This window comes from Marinobacter denitrificans, assembly GCF_008795955.1.
GTDB classification, from domain to species: Bacteria; Pseudomonadota; Gammaproteobacteria; order Pseudomonadales; family Oleiphilaceae; genus Marinobacter; species Marinobacter denitrificans.
This window is the reverse complement of the sequence record NZ_VMHN01000001.1, coordinates 1335544-1359110: the sequence shown is the minus strand read 5'-3', so window position 1 is coordinate 1359110 and position 23567 is coordinate 1335544. Positions and strand designations below refer to the sequence as shown.

At 58.4% G+C, this 23567-nt stretch carries 19 protein-coding genes; 14 read left to right on the top strand and 5 right to left on the bottom strand.

Annotation, left to right across the window (positions count from 1 at the left end; all coding sequences use genetic code 11):
* Positions 1-8 precede the first annotated feature (8 nt).
* The 5 genes from FO268_RS06285 to FO268_RS06265 all read left to right on the top strand — a co-directional run bounded on the left by FO268_RS06285 (position 9) and on the right by FO268_RS06265 (position 4283).
* Positions 9-2162, top strand: coding sequence for a marine proteobacterial sortase target protein (locus FO268_RS06285; protein WP_225316515.1), 2154 nt, complete (start codon positions 9-11; stop codon positions 2160-2162).
* Positions 2159-2770, top strand: coding sequence for a class GN sortase (locus FO268_RS06280; protein ID WP_150990822.1), 612 nt, complete (start codon positions 2159-2161; stop codon positions 2768-2770). Before FO268_RS06285 ends, FO268_RS06280 begins: the two co-directional genes overlap by 4 nt.
* 51 nt (positions 2771-2821) lie before the next feature.
* Positions 2822-3532, top strand: a complete 711-nt coding sequence (locus FO268_RS06275) for a lysophospholipid acyltransferase family protein (RefSeq protein WP_150990820.1) — start codon at positions 2822-2824, stop codon at positions 3530-3532.
* A 104-nt stretch (positions 3533-3636) separates the two neighbouring features.
* Complete coding sequence (locus FO268_RS06270) at positions 3637-3879, top strand: GlsB/YeaQ/YmgE family stress response membrane protein (RefSeq protein ID WP_135804062.1); 243 nt, start codon at positions 3637-3639, stop codon at positions 3877-3879.
* Positions 3880-3881: 2 nt separating this feature from the next.
* The gene (locus FO268_RS06265; protein ID WP_150990818.1) at positions 3882-4283 is read left to right on the top strand and encodes an MAPEG family protein; all 402 of its coding nucleotides are present in this window, start codon (positions 3882-3884) and stop codon (positions 4281-4283) included.
* A 5-nt stretch (positions 4284-4288) separates the two neighbouring features.
* Here FO268_RS06265 and FO268_RS06260 read toward each other — a convergent pair whose 3' ends face one another.
* Entirely contained in the window at positions 4289-4735 is a 447-nt protein-coding gene (locus tag FO268_RS06260; RefSeq protein WP_150990816.1) for an OmpA family protein, read from the bottom strand.
* Between the two features lie 335 nt (positions 4736-5070).
* Between FO268_RS06260 and FO268_RS06255 the strand changes: the two genes are divergently transcribed.
* Positions 5071-6519, top strand: coding sequence for a rhomboid family intramembrane serine protease (locus FO268_RS06255; protein WP_150990814.1), 1449 nt, complete (start codon positions 5071-5073; stop codon positions 6517-6519).
* A 125-nt stretch (positions 6520-6644) separates the two neighbouring features.
* Here the strand turns inward: FO268_RS06255 and FO268_RS06250 are convergent, their stop codons facing one another.
* Positions 6645-8099, bottom strand: coding sequence for a hypothetical protein (locus FO268_RS06250; RefSeq protein ID WP_191966852.1), 1455 nt, complete (start codon positions 8097-8099; stop codon positions 6645-6647).
* A gap of 202 nt (positions 8100-8301) precedes the next feature.
* Here FO268_RS06250 and FO268_RS06245 point away from each other — a divergent pair, with 202 nt between their 5' ends.
* From FO268_RS06245 to FO268_RS06210, 8 genes are all read left to right on the top strand, one after another.
* Entirely contained in the window at positions 8302-10131 is a 1830-nt protein-coding gene (locus tag FO268_RS06245) for an ABC transporter ATP-binding protein (protein WP_191966851.1), read from the top strand.
* Between the two features lie 106 nt (positions 10132-10237).
* Positions 10238-11752 (top strand): methyl-accepting chemotaxis protein, encoded by a 1515-nt coding sequence (locus FO268_RS06240; protein ID WP_150990812.1) that lies wholly within the window; start codon positions 10238-10240, stop codon positions 11750-11752.
* A gap of 200 nt (positions 11753-11952) precedes the next feature.
* Entirely contained in the window at positions 11953-14712 is a 2760-nt protein-coding gene (gene acnA, locus FO268_RS06235; protein ID WP_150990810.1) for an aconitate hydratase AcnA, read from the top strand.
* Positions 14713-14860: 148 nt separating this feature from the next.
* Positions 14861-15184 (top strand): DUF2288 domain-containing protein, encoded by a 324-nt coding sequence (locus FO268_RS06230; RefSeq protein ID WP_150990808.1) that lies wholly within the window; start codon positions 14861-14863, stop codon positions 15182-15184.
* Positions 15185-15202: 18 nt separating this feature from the next.
* On the top strand, positions 15203-15574 hold the full coding sequence (locus FO268_RS06225) for a PA4575 family protein (protein ID WP_150990806.1): 372 nt from the start codon (positions 15203-15205) through the stop codon (positions 15572-15574).
* Between the two features lie 34 nt (positions 15575-15608).
* Positions 15609-16517 carry a lysine exporter LysO family protein gene (locus tag FO268_RS06220; protein ID WP_150990804.1) on the top strand — a complete coding sequence of 303 codons (909 nt, stop codon included), beginning with the start codon at positions 15609-15611 and terminating at the stop codon, positions 16515-16517.
* A gap of 105 nt (positions 16518-16622) precedes the next feature.
* Positions 16623-17582: an ABC transporter substrate-binding protein gene (locus FO268_RS06215; RefSeq protein ID WP_150990802.1), complete on the top strand. Its 960-nt coding sequence runs from the start codon at positions 16623-16625 to the stop codon at positions 17580-17582.
* The gene (locus FO268_RS06210; RefSeq protein ID WP_150990800.1) at positions 17579-19858 is read left to right on the top strand and encodes a diguanylate cyclase domain-containing protein; all 2280 of its coding nucleotides are present in this window, start codon (positions 17579-17581) and stop codon (positions 19856-19858) included. The genes FO268_RS06215 and FO268_RS06210 overlap by 4 nt, the downstream gene beginning before the upstream one ends.
* On the opposite strand, the gene FO268_RS06205 is transcribed toward FO268_RS06210, so the two are convergent.
* The 3 genes from FO268_RS06205 to FO268_RS06195 all read right to left on the bottom strand — a co-directional run bounded on the left by FO268_RS06205 (position 19828) and on the right by FO268_RS06195 (position 23530).
* Positions 19828-21444, bottom strand: coding sequence for a Na/Pi cotransporter family protein (locus tag FO268_RS06205; protein ID WP_150990798.1), 1617 nt, complete (start codon positions 21442-21444; stop codon positions 19828-19830). The two genes, FO268_RS06210 and FO268_RS06205, sit on opposite strands and share 31 nt — an antisense overlap.
* Positions 21445-21515: 71 nt before the next feature.
* Complete coding sequence (locus FO268_RS06200) at positions 21516-22724, bottom strand: HD-GYP domain-containing protein (RefSeq protein ID WP_150990796.1); 1209 nt, start codon at positions 22722-22724, stop codon at positions 21516-21518.
* Entirely contained in the window at positions 22721-23530 is an 810-nt protein-coding gene (locus FO268_RS06195) for a TatD family hydrolase (protein ID WP_150990794.1), read from the bottom strand. The genes FO268_RS06200 and FO268_RS06195 overlap by 4 nt, the downstream gene beginning before the upstream one ends.
* Positions 23531-23567: the final 37 nt, after the last annotated feature.

Here is a 23567-nt window from a genome sequence, read left to right as displayed (position 1 = left end):
GAAGCGGAATGATGCTGCTCACCCATGTAGTGCCCACTTCAACAACCATAACGAATGCCGGGTGTCGGCAGGCGAGAACAGCCAGGGGTAGACTGTCTCCACGCGCCCGGCGCTGCGTGGAAGGGATTTCGCTGTGGCTGGCGGTGCTGCTGTTTCTGTTTGTACATCCCGTCTTTGCCGAGGCTTCGGAAACCGGCCAGGAGGGCGCCGGTGAGTTTCATTTTGTGGATGACCGGGGCCAGCGGCAAGGGTCGGCAACGCTGCTCAATACCGATTACCAGGTGACCGTCAGCGGCCTGATTGCCGATACCCGATTGCGCCAGAGTTTCCGTAATACCAGCCAGCATTGGCGCGAGGGGGTGTTTGTATTCCCGTTGCCGGAAAATGCCAGTGTGTATGGCATGACCATGACCGCCGGGGAGCGGGTGATTGTGGGCGAAATCCATGAGAAGCAGGAAGCGAAGCGCCAGTACATCAGGGCCAAAGAGGAAGGCCGCAAGGTCGCCCGGGTGGATCAGCAAAGGCCTAATCTGTTCACCACCCGCATGGCGAATATTCCTCCTGGCGAAACCATTACCGTAGAGCTGAACTACCAACAGGCCGTGCGTTACCAGTCCGGTGAGTTCGAGCTGCGTCTGCCAACCACCCTTACACCGCGTTATATGCCCGGCCAGGCTCTGGACAACCGCCCCGCTCAATGGGTTGGCGGCTGGGCTACCCCAACCACCGAGGTGCCGGATGCCGATCAGGTAAGCCCGTTCACGGTGCTTCCGGAGGACGTGGGGCCAGGCAGCCATAGGGCCACGATCGCCCTGACTATCAGTGCCGGCCTGCCGGTCAGCCGGGTATCAAGCCCCAGCCACCGTATTAACAGCACCTGGAACGGCAATACCGTTGAGGTGGCCCCCGAATCCGACACCGTGCTGATGGACCGTGACCTTGTTGTGCGCTGGGCTCCGGCCCGGGGCATGGAGCCCTCAGCGGCGATTTTCCATGAGCAGTGGCAGGGCGAGGATTACCTGCTGGCGATGATGGTGCCAGGACTTGATCGTGATCAGCGACTGCCACGGGAACTGGTATTTGTGATCGATACCTCAGGTTCCATGGCCGGCGAGTCTATCCGTCAGGCCCGACGGGCGCTGTTGCGTGGGCTGGAAACTCTGGGGCCGGAGGACCGGTTCAACGTGATCCAGTTCAATAGCCAGACTCACGCTCTGTTCATGGAACCGGTACCGGCCACTGCCAACAATATTGCCCGGGCCCGCCGCTACGTGCAGGGGCTGAATGCCAACGGAGGTACTGAGGTGGCTCCTGCCCTGGATGCGGCGCTGAAAGACAGCCACAGCGACGGGGAAACGTCTGCAAGCGTGCGGCAGGTGGTGTTCATTACCGATGGTTCCGTGGGTAACGAAGCAGCCCTGTTCGGGAAGATCAACAACCAGCTGGGGCGAAGCCGTCTGTTTACGGTTGGTATAGGGTCCGCCCCCAATATGCATTTCATGCGGGAAGCCGCCCGGTATGGCCGTGGCACCTATACCGCCATCAGCGACCTCTCAGCCGTGGAGCGGCCCCTGGATGAGCTGTTGGCCAAGATGGAGGCGCCGGTGTTGACGGACATCACGGTCAGCTGGCCGGGCCAGACAGCCGTTGCTGAAGCCTTCCCGAACCGCGTTGGCGATCTGTTCCGTGGCGAACCGATGGTACAGGTGGTGCGTGGACTGTCGGGAGAGGGGGAGCTGGAGGTCTCCGGACGGCTGCCGGATGGCAGCCGTTGGCAGCAGGCACTGAGCCTGGATCAGGCTGCGCCGGGTAAGGGCCTGCATCGTCACTGGGCGAAACAGAAGATCAACGCCCTGATGGATAGCGGGCTGACCGGCCAGATTGATGAGAATGCACAGAAGAAGGTAACCGATCTCGGGCTGAAGCATCAGTTGATGACACGATACACCAGCTTTCTGGCCCAGGAAAAAACGCTCTCCAGGCCAGCAGGTGAAACTCTGGCCGCTGACAGCGTTCCCACGCTGTTGCCCGCCGGAAGCCAGGGCACAATGTTGCGTTACCCTCAGACCGCCACCCTCTCGCCGCTGTTGACGGCTATCGGCCTGGTAGGGCTGATGTTCCTGACGGCCATTACCCTGTTGCAGCGGAGGGTGTTCGGATGAACCGTCTGATTCTCCTTCTGGCAACGACGTTTGCCACCGTACTTGCGGCAGGACTGTGGATTCCCCTCAAGGCCATTGCGGCTCAGGAACTCCTCGAACTGGCCTGGGCCGAAAGCCAGGCGCGACAACAGGAAACCCGCCCCTGGCCCTGGGCAGATACCTGGCCCGTAGCCCGCCTGACAATGCCTGAAACCGGCCAGTCGCTGATTGTGCTGGACGGCGCTCATGGCGAAAGCCTGGCCTTCGGGCCGGGGCAGGTGCTGGGCAATGAGGGCCGGACGGGGCCGGTGGTAATCGCCGGCCATCGCGACACCCATTTCCGGGGTTTGCAGCACCTGGAAACCGGCAGCCGGGTGCGGTTGCAGAGCCGGGATGGTGACTGGCGCATTTTCCGGGTTGAGCGCATCCGTGTCGTCGACAGTCGCCACGAACAGATCAATACCTCACAGCTGCCACAGGATTCGTTATTGCTGGTTACTTGCTATCCCTTCAATGGCCTGGATGGCAATGGCCCGCTACGTTATGTGGTGGAGGCTACAGCCGAGTCCCTGGTGACTGCAGACGAGGTCAATAACACCCTGCCAGTGGAGACTGTTGCCGGAACCTGATTTTGGCGTACACTTGTGCGCCAAAAAAACTGCATCAGGGTTTCGTATTCGATGGGATTGATCAGAAAGTTTCTGGCCTGGCTGACGGTGCCGGTCATTTGTTTGTTTGCGTTGGTTCTGTATGTGGCCAGGCCCTTTAATCCGGATAACAACCGGTTGCTGGGATGGACGGTTGCCCGGGCTGGCCGCTTCCTTCTGGGTATGGAGCGGCCACTGGAGGGCGCTGATAACATGCCCCAGGATCGGCCAACCGTGGTTATCGCCAATCACCAGCACAATGATGATCTGTTCGTGATGGGCGATCTGCTGCCGCCCCGAACAGTCACGGTGGGTAAGTCGTCGCTGATCTGGGTTCCGTTCTTTGGCCAGGTGTTCTGGCTTGGGGGCAATGTCATTCTTGACCGGGGCCGTTCCCACAAGGCTATTGCTGTTATGCAGGCCACCAGTGAAGCCATCAGCCGTGACCGCAAGAGCCTCTGGGTGTTCCCCGAGGGTACCCGCAGTCGCGGCCGTGGTCTCCAGAGTTTCAAAAAAGGCGCCTTCCATGCCGCGGTCGCAGCAGGCGCGCCGATCACCATGGTTTGTGCCAGTCAGTATTATGATCGCACCCTGGGCTGGTCCGGGCGTAGGGAGCCGGTAGCCATCAGGATTCTGCCTCCGGTGGAAACCGCCGGCCTCACCGTCGAGGACATCCCGCAGCTGATGGCACGTTGCCATCAACAAATGGAAACCACCATTGCATCCCTTGCGCCGACTTCCTGATCCCGGCTGGTAACACTATTGGCACCAGTGGCGGAAGTGCTTGAAGCGGCAGGCAAAACAGGGCAGTCTTTCGGGGACTGTTCCGCTGCAGGGAGATGCACGCAATGAATCTTATTCTGTTTCTGATTATTGGTGGGGTGGCCGGCTGGTTGGCTGGTCTGATCATGAAGGGCCGTGGCTTTGGCGTGCTGGCGAATATCGGCATCGGTATCGTTGGTTCCGTTCTTGGCGGTTTTGTTTTCCGGCTGCTTGGACTCGCCGCGCAAGGAGCTGTGGGGGAACTGGTCACCGCTACTGTAGGCGCCGTATTGCTGCTCGCGGTGGTCAGCGCCATCAAGAAGGCTTAACGATGATTGTACCTGTATCTGCTGTTTTCGCCGCTGTTCTCGGGCTGCTGTTGCTGGTGTTGTCCGGGATGGTTTCCCGCTTCCGTCTGAAGTACCAGAAAAGCCTCGGGGTGAACGACGACCGGGACTTCGAGGCAGCGGTGCGCGCCCAGGCGAACCTGGTGGAATACGCACCCCTGGGCCTGGTGATGCTGGCCATTGCGGAACTGAACGGGGTGTCCAGTGGCCTGGTTTACTGGACAGGGATGGCGTTCGTGGTAGGGCGTGTGCTCCATGCTTTTGGCATGATCAACGGTCGGGGAGGCCCCCACATCGCCCGGATGACCGGCATCCTGTTGACGTGGGCAGGCATCCTTGCCATTGCCGTACTGCTGCTCTGGAACGTGTTCCAGGTATACGGCTGAGCTCCCTACAACGCCTGAGCCATTTCCATGGTGAGGTATTCCAGCTCCAGCCGACGGTTGGCGGCATGGTCTTCGGGGCGCGCCAGCGGGCGCTCGCTGCCCCAGCCACTGACCAAAACCTGGCTTTCCCTCACACCTTCACGAATCAGCATCTTGGCGGCGCTGCTTGCCCGCAGTCGTGACAGGAAATGGTTGTACTCGCTGACACCAAAATTATCGGCGTGTCCGTGGATGCGTACCTGCACTCCCGGGTTGTGCCGTAAGTACTCGGCATGCTGGCGCAGGATGGCCTGATCCTGATCATCCAGCCGGTGCTTGTTGAATCCGTAATGAAAGCGCAGGCGGTGCGGCTTGCGTGGAGCACTGTCAGAAGCCAGGGCCGGCATCGCAAGGCCGGATTCGATGGCTGCTCTGGCGAGTAGCTCCGGATTGTCCAGTATCAGTACAGTCATGGCAGTTTCCTTGTTTGCACGTCCGTTTTTTTTGTTGTCCCGGCAACTATTGGCTGTGGCCGGGACAACGGCAATTGGCGATTGGTCGAAACCCCTGTGCAATGCTCGTTCTGAGCATTCTGCGATTCGCCCCATTTGCGGCTGCCCTGATTGAATGTCATTTGTATGACCTTCGTGTGACAACCGCAGGGTAGCGTGTATTGAGGTGCCACGCACAGTTTGTTTTGCCAGTGCTTCGGTAAATCGCTACAGGGTCCATTACAGCGCGAAAAACTGGCCATGCTGTGGTAAAAAGCACATCTCCCGGGACAAATTATGATGAATTGTGACCACCCATGCTGATCATCCCTGCAGAAAACTCTGTTAACTGGAAGCGCCCGCCCTGGGTGACACTCGGTTTGATGCTGACCTGTTTGCTGGTATTCACGTTCTACCAGGGCGGCGACAACCGTTTGATCGAGCAGGCAGTGGAGGAATACCTGGAATCGGACCTGCAGACGCTTGAGGCACCGGTGTATGAAGACTACCTGCAGCGCCAGATCCGCTTTGAGGGGGATGAAGAACGGGTTTACGAGTTGCAGAATTTCCAGCAGCTGCGCCAGGAGGGGGGCGATCTTTGGGTTACGTACAGCCTGCTCTCAGACCGTGAATTCTACCAGTACATGCTGGAAAACCGGGATCTGCTGCTGGCGCCCGCGGAACGCCGCCGCTGGATGGAGCAGCGGGGAGACATCCAGAACCGGCTGATGGACCAGCTCAGCGCCAACCAGTTAGGCCTGGTGCCTGCTGAGTTCTCTCTCTACACGCTTGTTACCTACCAGTTCCTCCACGGCGGCTGGGGGCACATTATTGGCAACCTTGTGTTCCTGTTCCTGCTGGGCTTTACCGTTGAGAAAGCCCTTGGCCCGGGGCGATTCCTGCTGGCCTACCTGCTATGTGGCGCGATGTCGGGCGTGGTGTTTACTGCCTTCTCCATGGGCAGCCACATACCCCTGGTGGGGGCGTCCGGCTCCATATCCGGGTTGATGGGGATGTATGTGGCCATTTACGGGTTGCAGAAGATCCGCTTTTTCTATTTTGTCGGCGTGTATTTCAACTATTTCCGCGCGCCGGCGCTGGCGGTTCTGCCGGTTTGGCTGGGAAAGGAAATCTATGATTACTGGTTCGCCGGGGCCACCGGTATCGCCTACATGGCTCACGCCGGCGGCCTGGCGGCAGGGGCTGGGATGGTCTGGTTGCTGGGTAAGAGCTGGCTTCAGGTGAAGGAGGAGTTTTTCGAACCGGAGGAAGACGAGCAGGATGAGCGCTTCACCACCGGTTACAGTCAGGCCATGGCCAGCCTGGGGCGAATGGAATTTGATCTTGCACGGCGCCAGTTCGAGGCGCTGAGGGAGCATTACCCTGATCGTACCGTTCTACTGGAACATCTTTACCAGTTGGCCAAGTTACGCCCCGAGCTGCCGGAATACCGGCAGCGGGCACGGGAACTGATGAACGAGTCCCTCAGCCGTCGCCAGCCGGAACAGATGATTGAAATCTGGCAGGAATATCTGGGCAAAGGTGAAAGCCATCAGCCACTGAGCGCCGAAGACCATAATCGGGTTCTATTCACCAGCCTGAAACAACACGACCTCAAAGCCGCAGAAAAGGCCTTCGAGAGGCTCAGAAGCACCGGCGATGAACTTTTGACAACGGAGGCCTGTCGATTGCTGGTCGACGAGTTCGAGAAGCACCAGATGACGCCAAAGGCCCGCCATTACAGACAGTTGTTGCAAGAAGGCTAGCTCGCTGTTGGACGGCCGAGTGTTGGGGAAGCTTTTCCAAAACCGTGCGTAGCCATGGATGGCGGAGCCGAGCGTACAGGGACGTATTCACAGTGTGTTTTGGAAAAGCTTCCCCAACACTCGGCTTACTCCTGAAGCGCGAACGAAGCTTTCGGGCCTTTCAAAGGTTCGCGATTTTCAACCTGCTGCAAATAAATGTCGATCTGTTCGTGCAGCGGGTGATTCACGCACCGCTTCTTGATGAAATTCAGGAACGCAGAGGCCTTTTCCCACTGTCCCATACCGTTAGCCAGGGCCTGTGCCACCAGCAGGTAAGCCGGAGCGAGCTCGTCACTCTCAGGGAAACGCTTGTGGAAGTCCTGCAGAAGCTTCAGGGCCGGCTTGTAATGCCCGCGCTGATAGAGGCTACGGGCGCAGCGCACTGAAAGCGCGGGATCGTCGAGCCGGAACCCCGGTTCGGCCTTTTCAATGGTCGTCAGCAACGCCGCGATACCGTCTCCGTCGTTCTTGTCCACCAGCATGCTCAGCAAGCGGGGATGATACCGGTACAGTTCCGGGATATCGTTGCGGGCAGTCAGCAACTGGTGCAGTTGCCCCAGCCTGAGAGTGCTCTGTGGCTCCCGCTTCAGCGCCTCTTTGAGCATGGACTGGACGCGATCGTAGTTGCCATCTTTCAGGTTCATGTCAATGTCGGCATCAAACCGCCGGGTCCGGTCCCGGTTCTGCATCTCCCCGGCCTGGTCTTCCTCCTGCAGGTCACTGGCAAACCCGAGTTCCTCCTGATACTGGAACAACAGATAGCCCAGCATGTGAAAAAGCATCAGGGTAAAGGTACTGTTGAGAAAGCCCGCCAGGGTGCGCGCCACACCGGGAGTGAAGTGGGTGAGTGCGAAATCCTGTGCCGCGCCGGAAGCCAGCGTGAGCAGAATCAGGTAACCGTAGAGCAGAAAATAGGGCGCGCCGATCCGTGAGATCAGTACCGCAAGATTCATCGGATTGACGGCAGCCATCACCGAGTGCTCCATGGCCAGCACCATAATGCTGGCGGGCAGTGCCAGTATCACGAATGCCAGCGTCAGGAACATCAGCAGTGGCCCGCCCACCATGGCGGCAGCCGTCACCATCCCGCCCATCAGCGCGAATACCAGTAATTGCAGAATAACGATATCGAAACCACTGCCACTGAAAGCCACGGCGACAGGTGGCGGTTTCATGTGGCCTTCAGCAGTGTGACTGATCACAGCGTAGGTGTATTTCAACAGGGCCAGGGCAAGAACCAGGGTGATAATCAGACCGATGAGGTTGCCGCTGACCAGCAGTGGCACCAGCGTGCAGATGGCAATCACCATCAGCGGGTCGGTATGGAACGGGTAACGGAAAAAAGCGCCAATCCGGTTCCAGAAGGGCACCACCTCGGTGGCGGCGCCCAGATAACGCATGGCACGGCTGCAATGTGGGCACAGGGCGTGTTGTTTGCGGGTGTCGGCATCCGGCATGCAGCGGGTGCAATAATGGATCTGGCATTCCCCGCAGTGCCATTTTGCGGGTTCGCCGGGGTGGTAATGGCAGTCGTTTTTCACAGTCGGCCTGGTTCTGGTGGCTCGGAGGATTAAGGGGCAATGATGGCAGAAGGCCGCTCATGTCACCAGATGGCTGTGTCGCAAATGCCGGCATTTATCAGGATATCGGGCGCTTATGTCCACCACGGCAGTATGCTTCGGTAGACTGTCCCCGGAGATACTGCGTATCAGTCTCGATATACACAGATTTAACGGAGTCATTTTGGAACAGGCAGCGGATCTGAATGCAGCGGGTGACGAGGCAGCAGGCCGGGCTGATCCCCGGTATAGCTGGCGGAGCATTCTGGCTCTCGCTCTCAAGCACAAGCCAAGGCTGGTGCGGGCCAATCTGCTGGCCATTCTGGCCACGGCGGTCAGCGTGCCTATCCCGCTGTTGTTGCCCGTACTGGTGGATGAAGTCCTGCTGGAGGAGGCCGGGCGGGTATTGCCTGTCATGCGGAGTGTCCTGCCCGAGGCGTGGCATCTGCCCGTGGTGTACATCGGCCTGATGGTAGTGACAGCGTTCCTGCTGAGGCTGCTGTCGCTGACCTTCAATGTGCTCCAGTCGCGTGAGTTCTCCAAGATCTCCAAGGACGTGGTGTTCCGTATCCGCTCGCGTCTGCTGGGCCGCCTGCAGAGGGTCGCTATGGCGGAGTACGAAACCCGTGGCTCCGGCGGTATCACCAGCCATTTTATCACCGACCTGGACACCATTGACCAGTTCCTGGGCTCCACCATCAGCAGGTTCCTGGTGGCAAGCCTGACCGTCACCGGAACGGCGGTCGTGCTGATGTGGGTGCACTGGCAGTTGGGTCTGCTGATCCTGCTGTTCAACCCCCTGGTTATCTTTGCCACCATGCTCATCGGCAAGCGGGTGAAAGAACTCAAACGCCAGGAAAACAGTGCTTATGAGGATTTCCAGGGGGACCTGACCGAAACCCTGGACGCCATTCATCAGCTCCGTGCCGCCAACCGGGAACAACATTACCTCCACCAGTTGATCGGTCGTGCCCGAACGGTCCGCGATCACGCCATCCAGTTCGAGTGGCGTAGTGATGCCGCCACCCGGGCCAGTTTTGCTCTGTTCCAGTTCGGGGTGGACACCTTCCGTGCGGCGGCGATGGTAACGGTGCTGTTCAGTGACTTGAGCATTGGCATGATGTTCGCCATCTTCGGCTATCTCTGGTTCATGCTGACGCCGGTACAGGAAATGCTCAACATGCAGTACGCCTGGTTTGCGGCCAATGCAGCGCTTGCACGTATCAACCGTTTGCTGGAACTGGAAGAGGAACCCCGTTACCCCGCACTGGAGAATCCGTTCAAAGGCAGGCACACAGTGGGTCTCACTCTGAAGAATATTCACTTCAGCTATGGCGAGGAAGCCGTTCTCAAGGGAATCAACCTGCATCTGGATCCGGGTGAGAAAGTTGCTGTGGTGGGGGCCAGTGGTGGTGGCAAGTCCACCCTGGTACAGGTGATTCTGGGCATGTATACACCGCAGCAGGGGGAGGTGCTCCTCGGGGGCGTTCCTGTCCAGCGCATCGGCCTTCCCTGTCTTCGTGAGCACGTGGCCACTGTGCTGCAACACCCCGCCCTGTTCAACGATACCGTACGACAGAATCTGACCCTTGGCCGAGACAGGACTGACACCGAGATGTGGCAGGCACTGGCCATCGCCCAGCTGGACAAGACCGTAGCCGAAATGCCCCGCCAGCTGGATACCATGATCGGTCGCCAGGGCGTGCGCCTCTCCGGCGGCCAGCGCCAGCGCCTTGCCATTGCACGGATGGTATTGTCCGATCCCTCCGTGGTCATTCTGGACGAAGCGACTTCGGCCCTGGATGCGGAAACTGAATTCCAGCTACATAAGGACCTTGAGAATTTTTTGCGCCAACGCACCACCCTGATCATCGCCCATCGGCTCAGCGCGGTGAAACAGGCAAACCGGGTGTATGTCTTCGAGGACGGGTACATCACCGAGGAAGGGCACCACGACGAGTTGATTGCCCGGCAGGGCCTCTATGCGCAGCTGTACGGGGATCGACAAGTCTGAGGCAGGAGTGTAACGATTGTTTACACTTCTGGCTGATCCCGGGCCCAATGCGTGCCGTACATATGCGGGAATTACTTTTTAGTAGGCATGCCCGAGGTACCCGGTAATGATTGAAGCCACCCATTTCGCCACGGAAGACCGTCTTCGCACGGACAGGCAAATGCTGTTTATTCTTCTCGCCCACATTCCTGTGGTCGCCTTGCTGGTTCCAGCCGGGTTCGGCACCTTTGGGTTCGCCATTGGGGCATCATTGCTGGCAGGCGCCATCACAGGGGTCAGTTACGGGCTTTTGCGGGGCACCAGAGCTTTGTCGGTAGTATTTGCAGCTGGCCTGATGGTGTTTTCGGCGATCATGATTCAGGCCCAGATGGGGCGCATTGAAATGCACTTCCACATCTTTGCCGCCATGGCCCTGCTGATCATCTATCGCGACTGGCTGCCTGTTGTGACAGCGGCCGCTGTTATTGCGGGCCACCATCTGACTTTTACAGGCCTGCAGATGTCCGGAGTCGGTATTGCCGATATGCCGGTGACAATTTTCAACCACGACGTGAGCTGGTCAGTCACCTTCGTCCATGCTGCATTTGTGGTGTTTGAAGCGGGTATTCTGGTGTTCTTTGCCTTTCGCATGGCTCAGGAACGCAAGCAGTCGCTGCAAATTATTGGAGTGGTGCAGAACTTCGATACGCACAACGACCTGACGGGCCGTATCGATGACGCCGGCACCGACATGACAGGGGTTTCGTTCAACGGCATGATGGCCCGGTTTGAGGCGTTGATTGCCATGGTTCGGGATGTGTCGGGCCGACTGAGTGAAAGCGCACGCAGCCTGAAACAGGTCAGCGTCCATTCCGCAGACATTGTGAGTGAGCAGCAACATCAGACCGACCAGGCCGCGGCCGCCATGAACCAGATGGCAGCCACGATCCAGGAGGTGGCACGCAATGCCCAGTCAGCCTCTGAATCCGCCGCTCAGGCCGCAGAGGCGTCGGCGGCGGGGGCCGGCAATGTGAACGAAGCTGTAAAGCTCACGGAGTCCACCAACACCGCTCTAGGGGACTCGGCCCGTATGGTTCAGGAACTGGTGGATAAGGTCCAGTCCATCGCGTCGGTCATCGGTTCTATCAGCGATATCTCGGATCAGACCAACCTCCTGGCGTTGAATGCGGCCATTGAGGCAGCCCGGGCGGGAGCACACGGTCGCGGTTTTGCCGTTGTAGCGGACGAGGTGCGTACCCTGTCCAGGCGTACACAGGAATTTACCAACGATATCCGCGCCACTATCGAAGAGCTGACCGGAGTTTCGGAAAGTAGTCTGGCTGCCATCGGGATCGGGCAGACCCGTTCCCGCGAGACCACCAGCGCTATTCACAAGGCCGGAGAGGCCCTGGCGCTGATTGAGAAGGCAATCAGCGAAGTCGGGGGGATGAATCAGCAGATTGCCGCTGCTTCAGAGCAGCAGGCTACGGTGTCTTCCGAAATCAACGACAACATTCAGCGTATGGCCGGCCAGAGTAACGATGTGGTTGCGGAAGTCGGCAAGGCCGGCGGCATGGCGGGGGAGCTTGAGTCGCTGGTTGATGAGGTCAATGGCCTGGTCAGGGGGTACAGAACGTCCTGACTGTCTTCCGGTATTCACCGCCGCAATACCGAACATTCACGGAACCGCAGTTGAAGTCTGGTCAATCAGTGCAATAGTTATAGGTGACTTCCATCGCAGGAGTCTTTGAGTCAGTGTATTCGTCAGTCAGAGAGTGCAATGATGCAAAGGCTCCCGCAAAGCCTTCCGGAATTTTCGGATAATGAAAAAGGAGGCACCTGATGTCGAAACAAAGCCTGAGCAAAGACAGTCTTAACACCCTTTCCAGCCTTGAAGCTGGCGGTAAAACCTATCATTACTACAGCCTGCCGAAGGCAGCGGATACCCTCGGCAACATAGACAAGCTGCCATTTTCCCTGAAAGTGCTGCTGGAGAACCTGCTGCGCAACGAGGACGACACCACTGTGGACCGCGGGCATATCGACGCCATGGTTCAGTGGATGAAAGACCGCAAATCCGATACCGAAATCCAGTTTCGTCCCGCCCGTGTGTTGATGCAGGACTTCACGGGCGTGCCCGGTGTGGTGGATCTGGCGGCCATGCGCGAGGCGGTCAAGGCGGCCGGCAAAGACCCGGCGATGATCAACCCGCTGTCGCCTGTGGATCTGGTGATTGACCATTCGGTGATGGTGGACAAATTTGGTGACGCCTCGGCGTTCAAGGACAACGTCACCATTGAGATGGAACGGAATCAGGAGCGTTACGAGTTCCTGCGCTGGGGCCAGCAGGCCTTCGATAACTTCCGCGTGGTGCCCCCGGGCACCGGCATCTGTCACCAGGTCAACCTGGAGTATCTGGGCAAAACGGTCTGGAGCAAGGACCAGGACGGAAAGACCATCGCCTACCCGGATACGTTGGTGGGTACCGACTCACACACCACGATGATCAACGGCCTGGGCATTCTGGGCTGGGGTGTCGGTGGTATAGAAGCGGAAGCGGCCATGCTCGGCCAGCCCGTGTCAATGCTGATTCCGGAAGTGGTCGGGTTCAAGATTTCCGGCAAGCTGCGGGAAGGTATCACCGCCACTGATCTGGTACTCACGGTCACCGAAATGCTGCGCAAGAAAGGTGTAGTGGGTAAATTCGTGGAATTCTACGGTGACGGCCTGAAAGACATGCCCGTCGCTGACCGGGCCACCATTGCCAACATGGCGCCGGAATACGGTGCCACCTGCGGCTTCTTCCCTGTTGATGAGCAGACCATCAAGTACATGAAACTGACCGGCCGTGAAGACGACCAGCTTGAACTGGTGGAAGCCTATGCCAGAGCCCAGGGGCTGTGGCGCCAACCTGGCCAGGAGCCGGTCTACACCGATAATCTGGAACTGGACATGGGCGAAGTGGAGGCCAGCCTGGCTGGCCCCAAACGCCCACAGGACCGGGTGGCCCTGAAAAACATGAAGGCGTCGTTCGAGCTGCTGATGGAAACGGCGGAAGGTCCGGCAGACACCCGCGAAGACAAGCTGGAGTCCGAAGGTGGACAGACCGCCGTAGGCGTTCAGGACAGCTATCATCACCATGCCAGTCAGCCGCTGGAAATGAACGGGCAGAAGAGCCGCCTCGACCCGGGCGCCGTCGTTATCGCAGCAATAACCTCCTGCACCAACACCTCCAACCCGAGCGTGATGATGGCGGCAGGCCTGATCGCCCAGAAGGCCGTGGCCAAGGGGCTGAAGACCAAACCCTGGGTCAAGACCTCGCTGGCCCCTGGCTCCAAGGTGGTGACCGATTACCTGAAGGTGGGTGGTTTCCAGGATGACCTGGACGAGCTTGGATTCAATCTGGTGGGCTATGGTTGCACCACCTGCATTGGTAACTCCGGCCCGCTGCCGGAAGCTGTTGAAAAAGCGATTGACGACGGTAACCTTACCGTTGCTTCGGTGTTGTCCGGCAACCGTAACTTCGAAGGCCGTGTGCATCCATTGGTGAAAACCAATTGGCTGGCCTCACCGCCGCTGGTAGTAGCCTATGCGCTGGCCGGGAACGTGCGCCTGGATCTTTTCAAGGATCCACTGGGTGAGGACCGCGATGGCAACCCGGTTTTCCTGAAAGACCTGTGGCCGAGCCAGCAGGAGATCGCCGAGGCGGTGGAGAAGGTCAAAACCGAGATGTTCCACAAGGAATACGCGGAAGTTTTCGACGGCGACGCCACCTGGAAAGCCCTCAAGGTTCCGGAAAGCAAGGTGTACGACTGGTCCGACAAGTCCACCTACATCCAGCATCCGCCGTTTTTCCAGGGCCTGAAAGAAGAGCCGGATGCGATTGAGGATATCCGTAATGCGAACATCCTTGCGCTGCTCGGGGACTCGGTCACCACGGACCATATTTCCCCTGCCGGGTCCTTCAAGGCTGACAGCCCCGCGGGCAAATACCTGCAGGAGCACGGTGTCGAGCCGAAAGACTTCAACTCCTATGGTTCCCGCCGTGGCAACCACGAGGTAATGATGCGTGGCACCTTTGCCAACGTTCGTATCAGGAACGAGATGCTCGATGGTGTGGAAGGTGGTTTTACCAAACACATCCCCACTGGCGAGCAGATGCCCATCTACGATGCGGCAATGAAATACCAGGAAGAGGGTACCCCGCTGGTTGTCATCGCTGGTAAGGAATACGGTACCGGCTCCAGCCGCGACTGGGCAGCCAAGGGCACCCGTTTACTGGGTGTGAAGGCGGTCGTTGCCGAGTCCTACGAGCGCATCCACCGCTCCAACCTGATCGGCATGGGCGTTATGCCGCTGCAGTTCCAGGAAGGGGTGGATCGCAAGAGCCTGAAGCTGACTGGTGCGGAAACGATCAGCATCAACGGCCTTTCCGGTGACATCAAGCCGGGCCAGAAGCTGGAGATGACGGTGACCTACCCGGATGGCACCACGGAAACCTGTGAACTGCTGTCTCGGATCGACACTGCCAATGAAGCAGTGTATTACCGCCATGGTGGCATCCTGCACTATGTGGTGCGGGAGATGTTGAAGTCAGCCTGAGAAGTCAGCCTGAACTGTTGCAGGGGTTCTGGCCCTGGTGGGCCGGACCCCTGCAACAGGTGCTCCATCGTCGGTTTTGAGGTAAGCTGAAACATTGCAGAAGCGCGTTTCAAAGCCGAATGAAAACAGGAGTTGCCAAGAGCTGACCATGTCTTCTTCCCACCAGTCCCCCGATGACATCAAGGCAAAACTCAATCTGGAAACCTCCCGGATTAATTGGCATGATCTGCAGGTTTATTACGCCCGCGGGCATGTGGTGAAGGTGTCCCCGGAGCTGGATCTGCTCGATGTGGCAGCCGAACTGGCGGCGGATAACACCGCCCGTTTCCAGCAATGGATGGGCCTCGGGCAGGTGGGTGACGTTGCACCGGATCTTGCACAGCAATGGTATGACAACAATACCGAACTCTGGGCAGTGGTTATTGCGCCCTGGGTGCTGGTACAGGACAGGTCCGACCATGTACTTCACTGACCCGGTCGGAGAAACGTCGTGAAATTGCACTATTTTCACGGCCGTGGCCCTTTGCGGGCACTGGTTATGGTTCGGGACCGGCGCCGGGTTGAGCTTTTTATCAAACCAGTCGGCGATGACATATGGGCGCTCGTGGCACTCAGTGGCTCGCTGGACGGCCAGCCTGAGAAACATCGCTGCCAGGGCCCCTACCGTTCAATCGCCCAGGCCGAGGCGGTGCTGCGCAGTGTGGCGGGCGCCCTGATGGGTCAGGATTATCAGCCTCAGCCTCAGGATTATGTCGTCTGGTCGGTGATGGCCCAGAGACTTGCGCGCACCATACGAACTGACCGCGACGCCAGTGCCGGCAGTTTCCATTTTGATCCGGATCAGTACGAGCCCATCGGCTGAGCTGCACCACCCATTACCACTATCCGAGGATTTCATGCTCACCGGCGCATTGCTGATACTGGCACCGCTTTTTCTGGGATTCGCCCTGGCACTGGATAATCGTCATCTGATGACGGTTATTCATTACAGTGTGGAAGGACTGGTGTACTTCATCCTCGCCCTGTTGGGCCTGGGCCTGGGCCAGATGGAAGGGCTGGGTGCCGAACTCGGAGGCATGGCCTTTCAGGTTCTGATCCTCGTGGTTGTGCTGCTGGTGGCGAACATGGCCGGTCTGTGGGTGTTTCACCGGTGGCAACCCATGACTGTTGAACGCCCCGAAGGCAATGTCAGCCCTGGCTATCGGCGGCTGTTTCTTGCTGGCCTCAAACCGTTGTTGGCGGTGATGGCCGGGCTGCTTGCCGGTTATTATCTGCTGCCGGATATGCCCATGGCAGAACAGGTGGCCACCTGGGCACTGATGCTGCTGCTTTTCCTGATCGGGATACAGTTGCGTAATGCGGGCCTGTCGCTGCGCAAGCTGCTGATGAACCGCCAGGGCCTGGGCATCGCACTCTCTCTTGCTTTGAGTTCTCTGGTCGCCGGTATTGTGATGATTCCGTGGCTGGCCTTGCCCTGGCACGACGTGCTCGCCATAGCCTCCGGTTTTGGCTGGTATTCCCTCTCCGGTATTGTGATCGGTGATGCCCTTGGACCCGCCTGGGGCGGCGTCGCCTTTTTGAACGATGTCCTGCGGGAAATTATAGCGCTGGCCATCATTCCCCTGTTGATCGCCAGTCGTCCCGCCATGGCCATTGGCTACGGCGGTGCCACAGCTATGGATTTCACCCTCCCCGTAATCCGCAGCAGCGGTGGCCTGGCCTGTGTGCCGGTTGCCATCGCCTCCGGTTTTTTGTTGTCGTTCCTGTCGCCGGTGTTGATGGCGGTGTTTCTTTCGTTGGGATAAATTGATGTGGTGCAGTGCATCTTGCAGTTGTGCCGTTAAACTGTCTCACAGTAAGCTGGCTTCATTGACAAAAGTTAATTAACCCCCACTTTGTCCGGAAACTCGATGCAGCGCCGTGACTTTCTTGGTTTCTCGATAGCCGCTGGTTTCTCTATGGCCGGTTTGGCCGGTTGCAGCAAGTCCGGACCTCTGGTTTTCGGAGTTCATCCCTGGATTGGGTATGAACCGCTCTATCTGGCAAAGGAGTTTGGCTGGTTGCCGACGTCTGTGGCTCTCAGTTCTGGTAGCACATCCGGCGATTCCATGGCGGGGCTGCTTTCCGGTGAACTGGGGGGGGCTGCGTTAACCCTTGATGAAACCATTCGGGTCTGGTCGCTGGGCACTGAACTGGTGGTGGTTGCCGTCGCAGATGTGTCCGCAGGCGCCGATGTTCTCGTCGTCCGCCCACATATTGCGGAGCTGGCGGCCCTGCGAAATCAACGGGTAGCGGTCGAGCTGAACGGGGTGTCAGCTATACTGCTGTTGAAAATTCTTGAAGTTGCCGGCCTGGGACGGGGCGACATTGTCACTGTTGATTTGCCCGTCAGTCAGCATGCCGAGGCCTGGGCACGTGGTGAGATTGATGCGTCTGTCTGTTATGAGCCTACGGCATCGGCGCTTCAGAGAGAAGGTGGGGTCCGGCTGTTTGACAGCAGTGACATACCCGAGACGATTTTTGATGTGCTCGTGGTTACCCGTGAGACCGCGAACAGAAACCCCGGTGCGGTTCGCGACTTGGTTGCGGCTCATTTTACCGGCTTACGGCACCTGGTAAGGAGCATGCATGACGCGGTTTATCGTGTGGCCAGTCGACAGGGTATTGAACCGGTGAATGTACGCAAAGCATTGGCAACGGTCATGTTGCCGGATCTGGCGGCGAACCAGCGCTACCTTGCGGCATCCGGTCGGGTGGAAGCCATGGCGCGTTCGCTCTCCCGGCTGATGCTCAGCGAGGGCATGATCAGCAGCGACCCCGGATTTAAACGTCTGTGCGATCCTGCCTTCTTGCCCAGGAGCGTGCCTTGAACGCTCGCTGGCGCTCCCTGCTTCTGCCCGTGGTTTTTGTCACCGGGTGCCTGACTGCCACAGTCGTCCATGCCCGGGAGACGTTGACGTTCGGCGTGTTCGCCTATCGCCCCGAGAACATCGTGCGCGAACGGTATGAGCCTCTGGTGCGCTATCTCGCCGAGCAAGTCGGTGCAGAGGTGGAACTCGAAGTGTTGAGCCAGGAGGATATGAGCCGCGCGATTGCCGCGAACAGGCTCGATTTCTTTCTCACCAACCCCAGTCATTTTCTGTTGATACGTAGCGAACGGAGCCTGACAGGTGTGCTGGCAACCCTGGTCAGACGCTCGGGAGACAGCTCCACCGCCAGCCTGGGTGGTGTGATTTTTACCTCAACGGGGCGGGATGATATTAACGGCCTGGAAGACCTCCGGGGTAAGAATATCGCCTCGCCAGGGGTCCATTTTCTGGGTGGTTTCCAGGCACAGACCCTGGAGCTGCTGGAGGCCGGCATTGATATACGCCGGATGAACCGAGTCCGCTTTGTCGACACCCATGACCGGGTCGTCCGGTCGGTGCTCTCCGGTGACTCGGACGCGGGCTTTATCCGTACGACCATCCTGGAAGAGATGGCGCAGGCCAGCCCGGGCTTTCTTTCCCAGGTAAAGGTATTGAACCGCCAGGCGCTTGCCGGTTTTCCTTACGTCGTGTCCACCCGCCTGTACCCCGAGTGGCCAGTGGTGGCTTTGCCACATGTTGATGAACGTGACGTTCGCAGAATCGCCTCGGCACTGTTTGCCATCGAGCCGGAAGACGAAGCGGCTGTGGCAGCGGGTATTTCCGGGTTTTCCCCTCCTGCTGATTACCAGTCCGTAGAGTACCTGGCCCGAACGCTCCGTGTACCACCCTACGATCAGATCCCTCAGGTAACCTGGGTCGACGTCCTGCACCAGTACCGAATCTGGGTCTTTACGATTGTTGTGCTGGCTATGCTGCTGTTTGGTGGTGCACTGTGGCTTGCAAGAAGCAGGCGTCAGCTGGCGACTCAACAGAAGCGCCTGAAACGCCTGATAGGTGACTGGCCGCAGCCGGCGTTGCTCATCCGTGACGGTGTCCTGGTCAATACCAATCGGGCTGCTGTGGACCTGCTCAGGTACGCCTCGAATGCCTCACTCCATGGCAAGAGTCTCGACGTCTTTTCACCGGAAATACAACCAGGCGGGCAGTTGTCCAGGCAGAAGATGGAGCAGATTCTGGTTCGGGTGAGAGGCGGTTATGTGGAACAGTGTGAGTGGGTGCTGCAACGTTCTGATCGATCCGAGGTGTGGCTCGATATGACCCTGGCGCCGGTTCAGGATGAACGTGAAACCGAGCCCGTTATTCTGTGCTCCCTGTACAACATCACCCGGCGAAAACGGGCTGAACAACGCCAGCGCCTGGCGGCCAGTGTGTTCGATCATGCCCGGGAGGCCATTTTTATTACCGATAGCCACGGCATGGTGATAGATGCTAACGACGCGTACCGGGAGATCACCGGCAGGCCCCTTAGCCGGGTGATTGGCCGTTTGCCGCCACTGCCGCTGGAAGAGGGCAGCGGCGTCTTTGCCAGTGCCCGGCACCAGGGCTTCTGGACAGGGGAGTTTTTGTGCAAACACCAAAACGGTGAGGTACTGGTACTGGCAATGACCATCAGCAGTGTCTGTGGTGACCGCGGTGAAGTGTCCCATTTTGTGGGTATTTTCAGCGACATCAGTCGGCTCAAAGAACAGGAGCAGAAGCTTCGGGTCATGGCTCATTATGATTCCCTGACCGGGCTGCCGAACCGGGTCCTGTTCTCTGACCGGCTGCAACAGGCCATGGCGCTTAGTCGTCGTCAGGGTGGCAAACTGGCGGTGGTGTACATTGATCTGGACGAATTCAAGCCGGTGAATGATGCTTTCGGCCATGAGGCCGGTGATCAGCTGCTGATTGAAATTGCCTCGCGGATGCGGTCGGTGCTCCGGGAAGAAGATACCCTGGCCCGCATTGGCGGCGACGAGTTTGCGGCTATTGTAATGAACGTCCAGCAAGAGGATGCGCTGGAGGGTTTACTGGTACGACTGCTGGCGCGGGTAGCCGAACCGGTCTGGGTTGCCAATCACAGTGTGGAAGTGTCTGCCAGCATTGGCTACACCCTGTTCCCGCAAACCGATGATCTGGATGGTGACCAGCTGCTACGCCAGGCGGATCAGGCCATGTACCAGGCCAAGCATCAGGGCCGGAACTGTTACGTCGGGTTTTCGGCTCCCTCTGGCTGAGCATCACCGTTGAGCAGTTCCGTTGCTGGCTGCCAGGACAGGGACTTATACCACTGGTCGCAGAGCCGCCGCACCGAGCTCAGGGTGTCCAGGGTTCGCTCTCCGGCGATTGGTGAGAGCTCTCCTTTGACGATCATGGCCAGTATGCATGATTTGAGCATGTGATAGGTCTTCTCGGTATCGTTAAAGGTTACCGGTGCGGATTTCTTTGCCGATACCAGTACTCTCAACAATTCCACATACTCTTCAAGCTGCCCGGAAAGAGTGCCCAGTTGAGTCAGCTTCCGGGCTTCCCTCAACTGCAACAGAGCGGGCGCCAGACCAGTGGCTTCTGCCAGATAGCGACAGGTAAGAATCGACCGGGTCAGGGCATCGACCGTGGCCGGATGTACTTTTTCCGCCCGGAGCCTGGAGATGTAGTCAGTAATTGACTGGTTGAGACTCACGCAACTATCGGATTTCGGGCGTATTTGCGCAGGCTTGAGATCCTCGCGATCAAGGCATACGCGCAGGAGCCCGCGGTTGAGGTCGATAAGGCGTTTCATCTCCTGATCCACAGCCCCCACCGCAAGCTCTGGCGTGGTAATCAGCGTGTTATCCAGAAATCGCGGCTCTGCAACGTCTTCTTCCCCGCTGCGAAACAGCCGCCCCAGAAATCTGGCAAAGGCGGGGGTAAACGGCAGCATGATAAAGGCCCCAAGCACATTGAACAGGGTGTGGAACAGCGCCAGGGAAACCGCAACATTGGCATCAAGCGACAACCAGTCTGCCAGTAATGCGACGGTCCAGAGCATCAGCGGCAGAATGAGGAGCGCGATAAGGCCCGTCACTGCATTGAACAGGATATGCCCGACGGCGAGGCGGCGGGCATTGGCTGTGGCTTTCAGAGCTGACAGGGCGGCCGTTGAGGTGGAACCAAGGTTTGCACCGATAACAGCTGCCGCGGCATTGTTCAGGGGTATCAGGCCACCGGCGGCGGCCGTCAGGACGATGGCCAGGGCAGCACTCGAGGACTGGGTCACGACTGTTGCGAGAAAGCCGATCAACATGAAGGCGGGCAAACCGTAATCATTTTGCAGCAGGATGCTGTTGTCCAGACCTCCGGTAAAGGATTCCAGGGAGGCCTTGAGGATAGACAGGCCGAGGAAAAACAGGGCGAATCCGGCCAGTGCTTCACCGAGGGATTGACTGCGTGGATTGCTTGAGACCAGCTTGAGCCCTACCCCTGTGGCGAGAATCGGAAGAGCAATGGCTTCAATGTTGAAGCCGAATCCTACCAGGCTGACAAGCCAGGCGGTCATGGTAGTCCCGATATTGGAACCAAAAATAACCCCCAGGGACTGGCTGAGGTTCAGAAGACCGGCGTTTACAAAACCAATGGTGGCCACGGTTACCGCACCGGAGGACTGAACCAGCCCGGTGATGAGAAAGCCGGCTGCGAGCCCGCGCAGAGGGGTTTTGGTCCAATGCCCCAGCATGTGGCGAAGATGATGCCCGGCAGCGCTTTTGAGACCGTTGGTCATCATTTCCATGGCCAGCAGGAAGAGGGCAAGGCCGCCCAGAATCTGGAAAAGGGTCACTATCATTTCCGGGTGTATGAATCTCGAAGTGGAGTTACTGTGAGCTTAGCAGAGCGCCGGTGCAGGCAAGGCGTTCGTCAGGTAAGAAACTTCCGCACATCGATCCTGTACTCTTCCGGATCGACGGATCGCACAATTCGGTCCTGAGTGCCGGGCTTTGCCAGATCAATGCTCTCAACGGTAATCGGCAAGCGGAAGCGGGTGTTATACATCACCCGGACCACAGGCAGCCGTTGGTCGTCCTCATTGGTTTCCACAACAACCCCGAGGCGCCCGCTTTCCAGAAGTACCAGAGAGCCAATGGGATAGAGGCCCACACAACGGATGAATTCTTTCACCAGGGCCGGGTCCAGGTGCCCGTTGCTCCATTCCAGCAGCTTCTTGAGGCCCTGGGTTGGCGTCATGCCCTTGTGGTAGACCCGGTCCGAGGTGATGGCGTCGTAGACATCGGTGATGGCCACCATGCGCCCGTATTCTGAAATTTCATCCCCTTTGAGTCCTTCCGGGTAGCCGCTTCCATCGAGCCGCTCGTGGTGCTCTGCTGCTGTCATGATGGCCAGCTCGCCGATGCCTTCGGTAGCCGTCAGGATATCCCGGGAGTGTCGGGCGTGGGCTTTCATAACCTCGAATTCTTCCGGGGTCAGCCGGCCCGGTTTGTGAAGAATTTCGTCCGGGGTGAGTATCTTGCCAATGTCATGTAGCAGGGCGCCGACAATGGTCTGGTGCAGCGCATCTGCCGGAAGTTTGCGGTAGTTGCCGAACAGGGACATCAGCACACTCAGATTGACGGAGTGCTCCAGCAGATAATTGTCCTTTGCACGGATGCGACCCAGGCAACTGAGGGCATTGGCATTGCGGAAAATGGAGCTCTGGAGTTCGTCGGCTAGCTGATGAATGGGGGCTATGTCGATGGCTGCGCCAATCTTCACATTGTTCATCAGGTTGCCTACCAGGCCCTGGGCGTGGCTGTGCACCTGCTGGGCAAACACCATTTCCTCGCTTACGGAGACCCGCTTGAATACGCCGGGGCTCAGTTCTCCAGCCCTCTGCAGGGCCTTCTCATTGCGGCGGTCTACGTCATGGGCCGGTTCCGAATCCTGGGAATCCAGGCCCCTGGAAACATCGATATAAACGTATTCCACGCCTATCTGGCGGATCCTCTCGATGGTTTCCTCTTTCTTGATCACGCCCCGGCGCCGCTGGGTATTGTGAGGGATCCAGTCGTTATTCAGGTCGGTGATGTACATGCCGACCCTGAGGGCCGAAACAGGGATGCGTTTGATCATTGACGCGGGAAGAACGTCCTCAGGCTGTTGTCGTAGGTGGTTGCCAGTACCTTTTCCAGCGGCAGCTGTTTCACTTCAGCGATTTTTTCAGCGACAAAAGGAATATAGAAAGGTGCGTTTTCCTTGCCACGATAGGGTACGGGAGTCAGGAAAGGTGAATCGGTTTCCAGCAGGATCTGTTCGATCGGCGCCATGCGCACGATGTCCCGCACGTTCTCTGCCTTGTTGAAGGTGGTGATGCCGTTGAAACCGAGGCACCAGCCTTCATCCAGCGCATATTGCGCCAGGCCGGGCCCGGAGGTGAAACTGTGGATCACGCCCCGACGCTTGAGGGTGGTCTCGAATTCCCTCAGGATCTCGATGGTATCTTCATCGGCTTCACGGCTATGAATCACCACCGGTCGATCCTTGTCGCAGGCGATCTGTAACTGGCGGCGGAACACCTCACGCTGCACGTTCCGGTCTGCATTGTCGTAAAAATAATCCAGCCCGATCTCTCCTACAGCCACAATCTTGGCGTCGCCAGCGTGGGCGCGGATTTCCTCTTCCGCGGCGTCGGAGTATTTCTCGGCGTCATGGGGATGCACTCCCTGAGTACCATAGACCCAGGGCGCAATCTGGCTGAGCTCTCGTACCGTCGCCAGGTTTTCCGGCGATACGGCGATGGTGATCACCCGCTCGATATTGACCCGTTGTGCCTCGGCCAGGGTTTCCCCAAGGGGGCGGTCCTTGAGGTAATCCAGGTGGCAGTGGGTTTCGATAATCGGATGATCAAATACGGGAATCTCGCGACGTTTTTTACTCATTGCCTGGTACTACACTCCAATGCAACCACGGTCATGG

Bases quoted from the DNA above. Each gene is read 5' to 3' on its own strand.
- FO268_RS06285 (WP_225316515.1), top strand. From the start codon at position 9: ATGATGCTGCTCACCCATGTAGTGCCCACTTCAACAACCATAACGAAT.
- FO268_RS06280 (WP_150990822.1), top strand. From the start codon at position 2,159: ATGAACCGTCTGATTCTCCTTCTGGCAACGACGTTTGCCACCGTACTT.
- FO268_RS06275 (WP_150990820.1), top strand. From the start codon at position 2,822: ATGGGATTGATCAGAAAGTTTCTGGCCTGGCTGACGGTGCCGGTCATT.
- FO268_RS06270 (WP_135804062.1), top strand. From the start codon at position 3,637: ATGAATCTTATTCTGTTTCTGATTATTGGTGGGGTGGCCGGCTGGTTG.
- FO268_RS06265 (WP_150990818.1), top strand. From the start codon at position 3,882: ATGATTGTACCTGTATCTGCTGTTTTCGCCGCTGTTCTCGGGCTGCTG.
- FO268_RS06260 (WP_150990816.1), bottom strand. From the start codon at position 4,735: ATGACTGTACTGATACTGGACAATCCGGAGCTACTCGCCAGAGCAGCC.
- FO268_RS06255 (WP_150990814.1), top strand. From the start codon at position 5,071: ATGCTGATCATCCCTGCAGAAAACTCTGTTAACTGGAAGCGCCCGCCC.
- FO268_RS06240 (WP_150990812.1), top strand. From the start codon at position 10,238: ATGATTGAAGCCACCCATTTCGCCACGGAAGACCGTCTTCGCACGGAC.
- acnA (WP_150990810.1), top strand. From the start codon at position 11,953: ATGTCGAAACAAAGCCTGAGCAAAGACAGTCTTAACACCCTTTCCAGC.
- FO268_RS06230 (WP_150990808.1), top strand. From the start codon at position 14,861: ATGTCTTCTTCCCACCAGTCCCCCGATGACATCAAGGCAAAACTCAAT.
- FO268_RS06220 (WP_150990804.1), top strand. From the start codon at position 15,609: ATGCTCACCGGCGCATTGCTGATACTGGCACCGCTTTTTCTGGGATTC.
- FO268_RS06215 (WP_150990802.1), top strand. From the start codon at position 16,623: ATGCAGCGCCGTGACTTTCTTGGTTTCTCGATAGCCGCTGGTTTCTCT.
- FO268_RS06205 (WP_150990798.1), bottom strand. From the start codon at position 21,444: ATGATAGTGACCCTTTTCCAGATTCTGGGCGGCCTTGCCCTCTTCCTG.
- FO268_RS06200 (WP_150990796.1), bottom strand. From the start codon at position 22,724: ATGATCAAACGCATCCCTGTTTCGGCCCTCAGGGTCGGCATGTACATC.
- FO268_RS06195 (WP_150990794.1), bottom strand. From the start codon at position 23,530: ATGAGTAAAAAACGTCGCGAGATTCCCGTATTTGATCATCCGATTATC.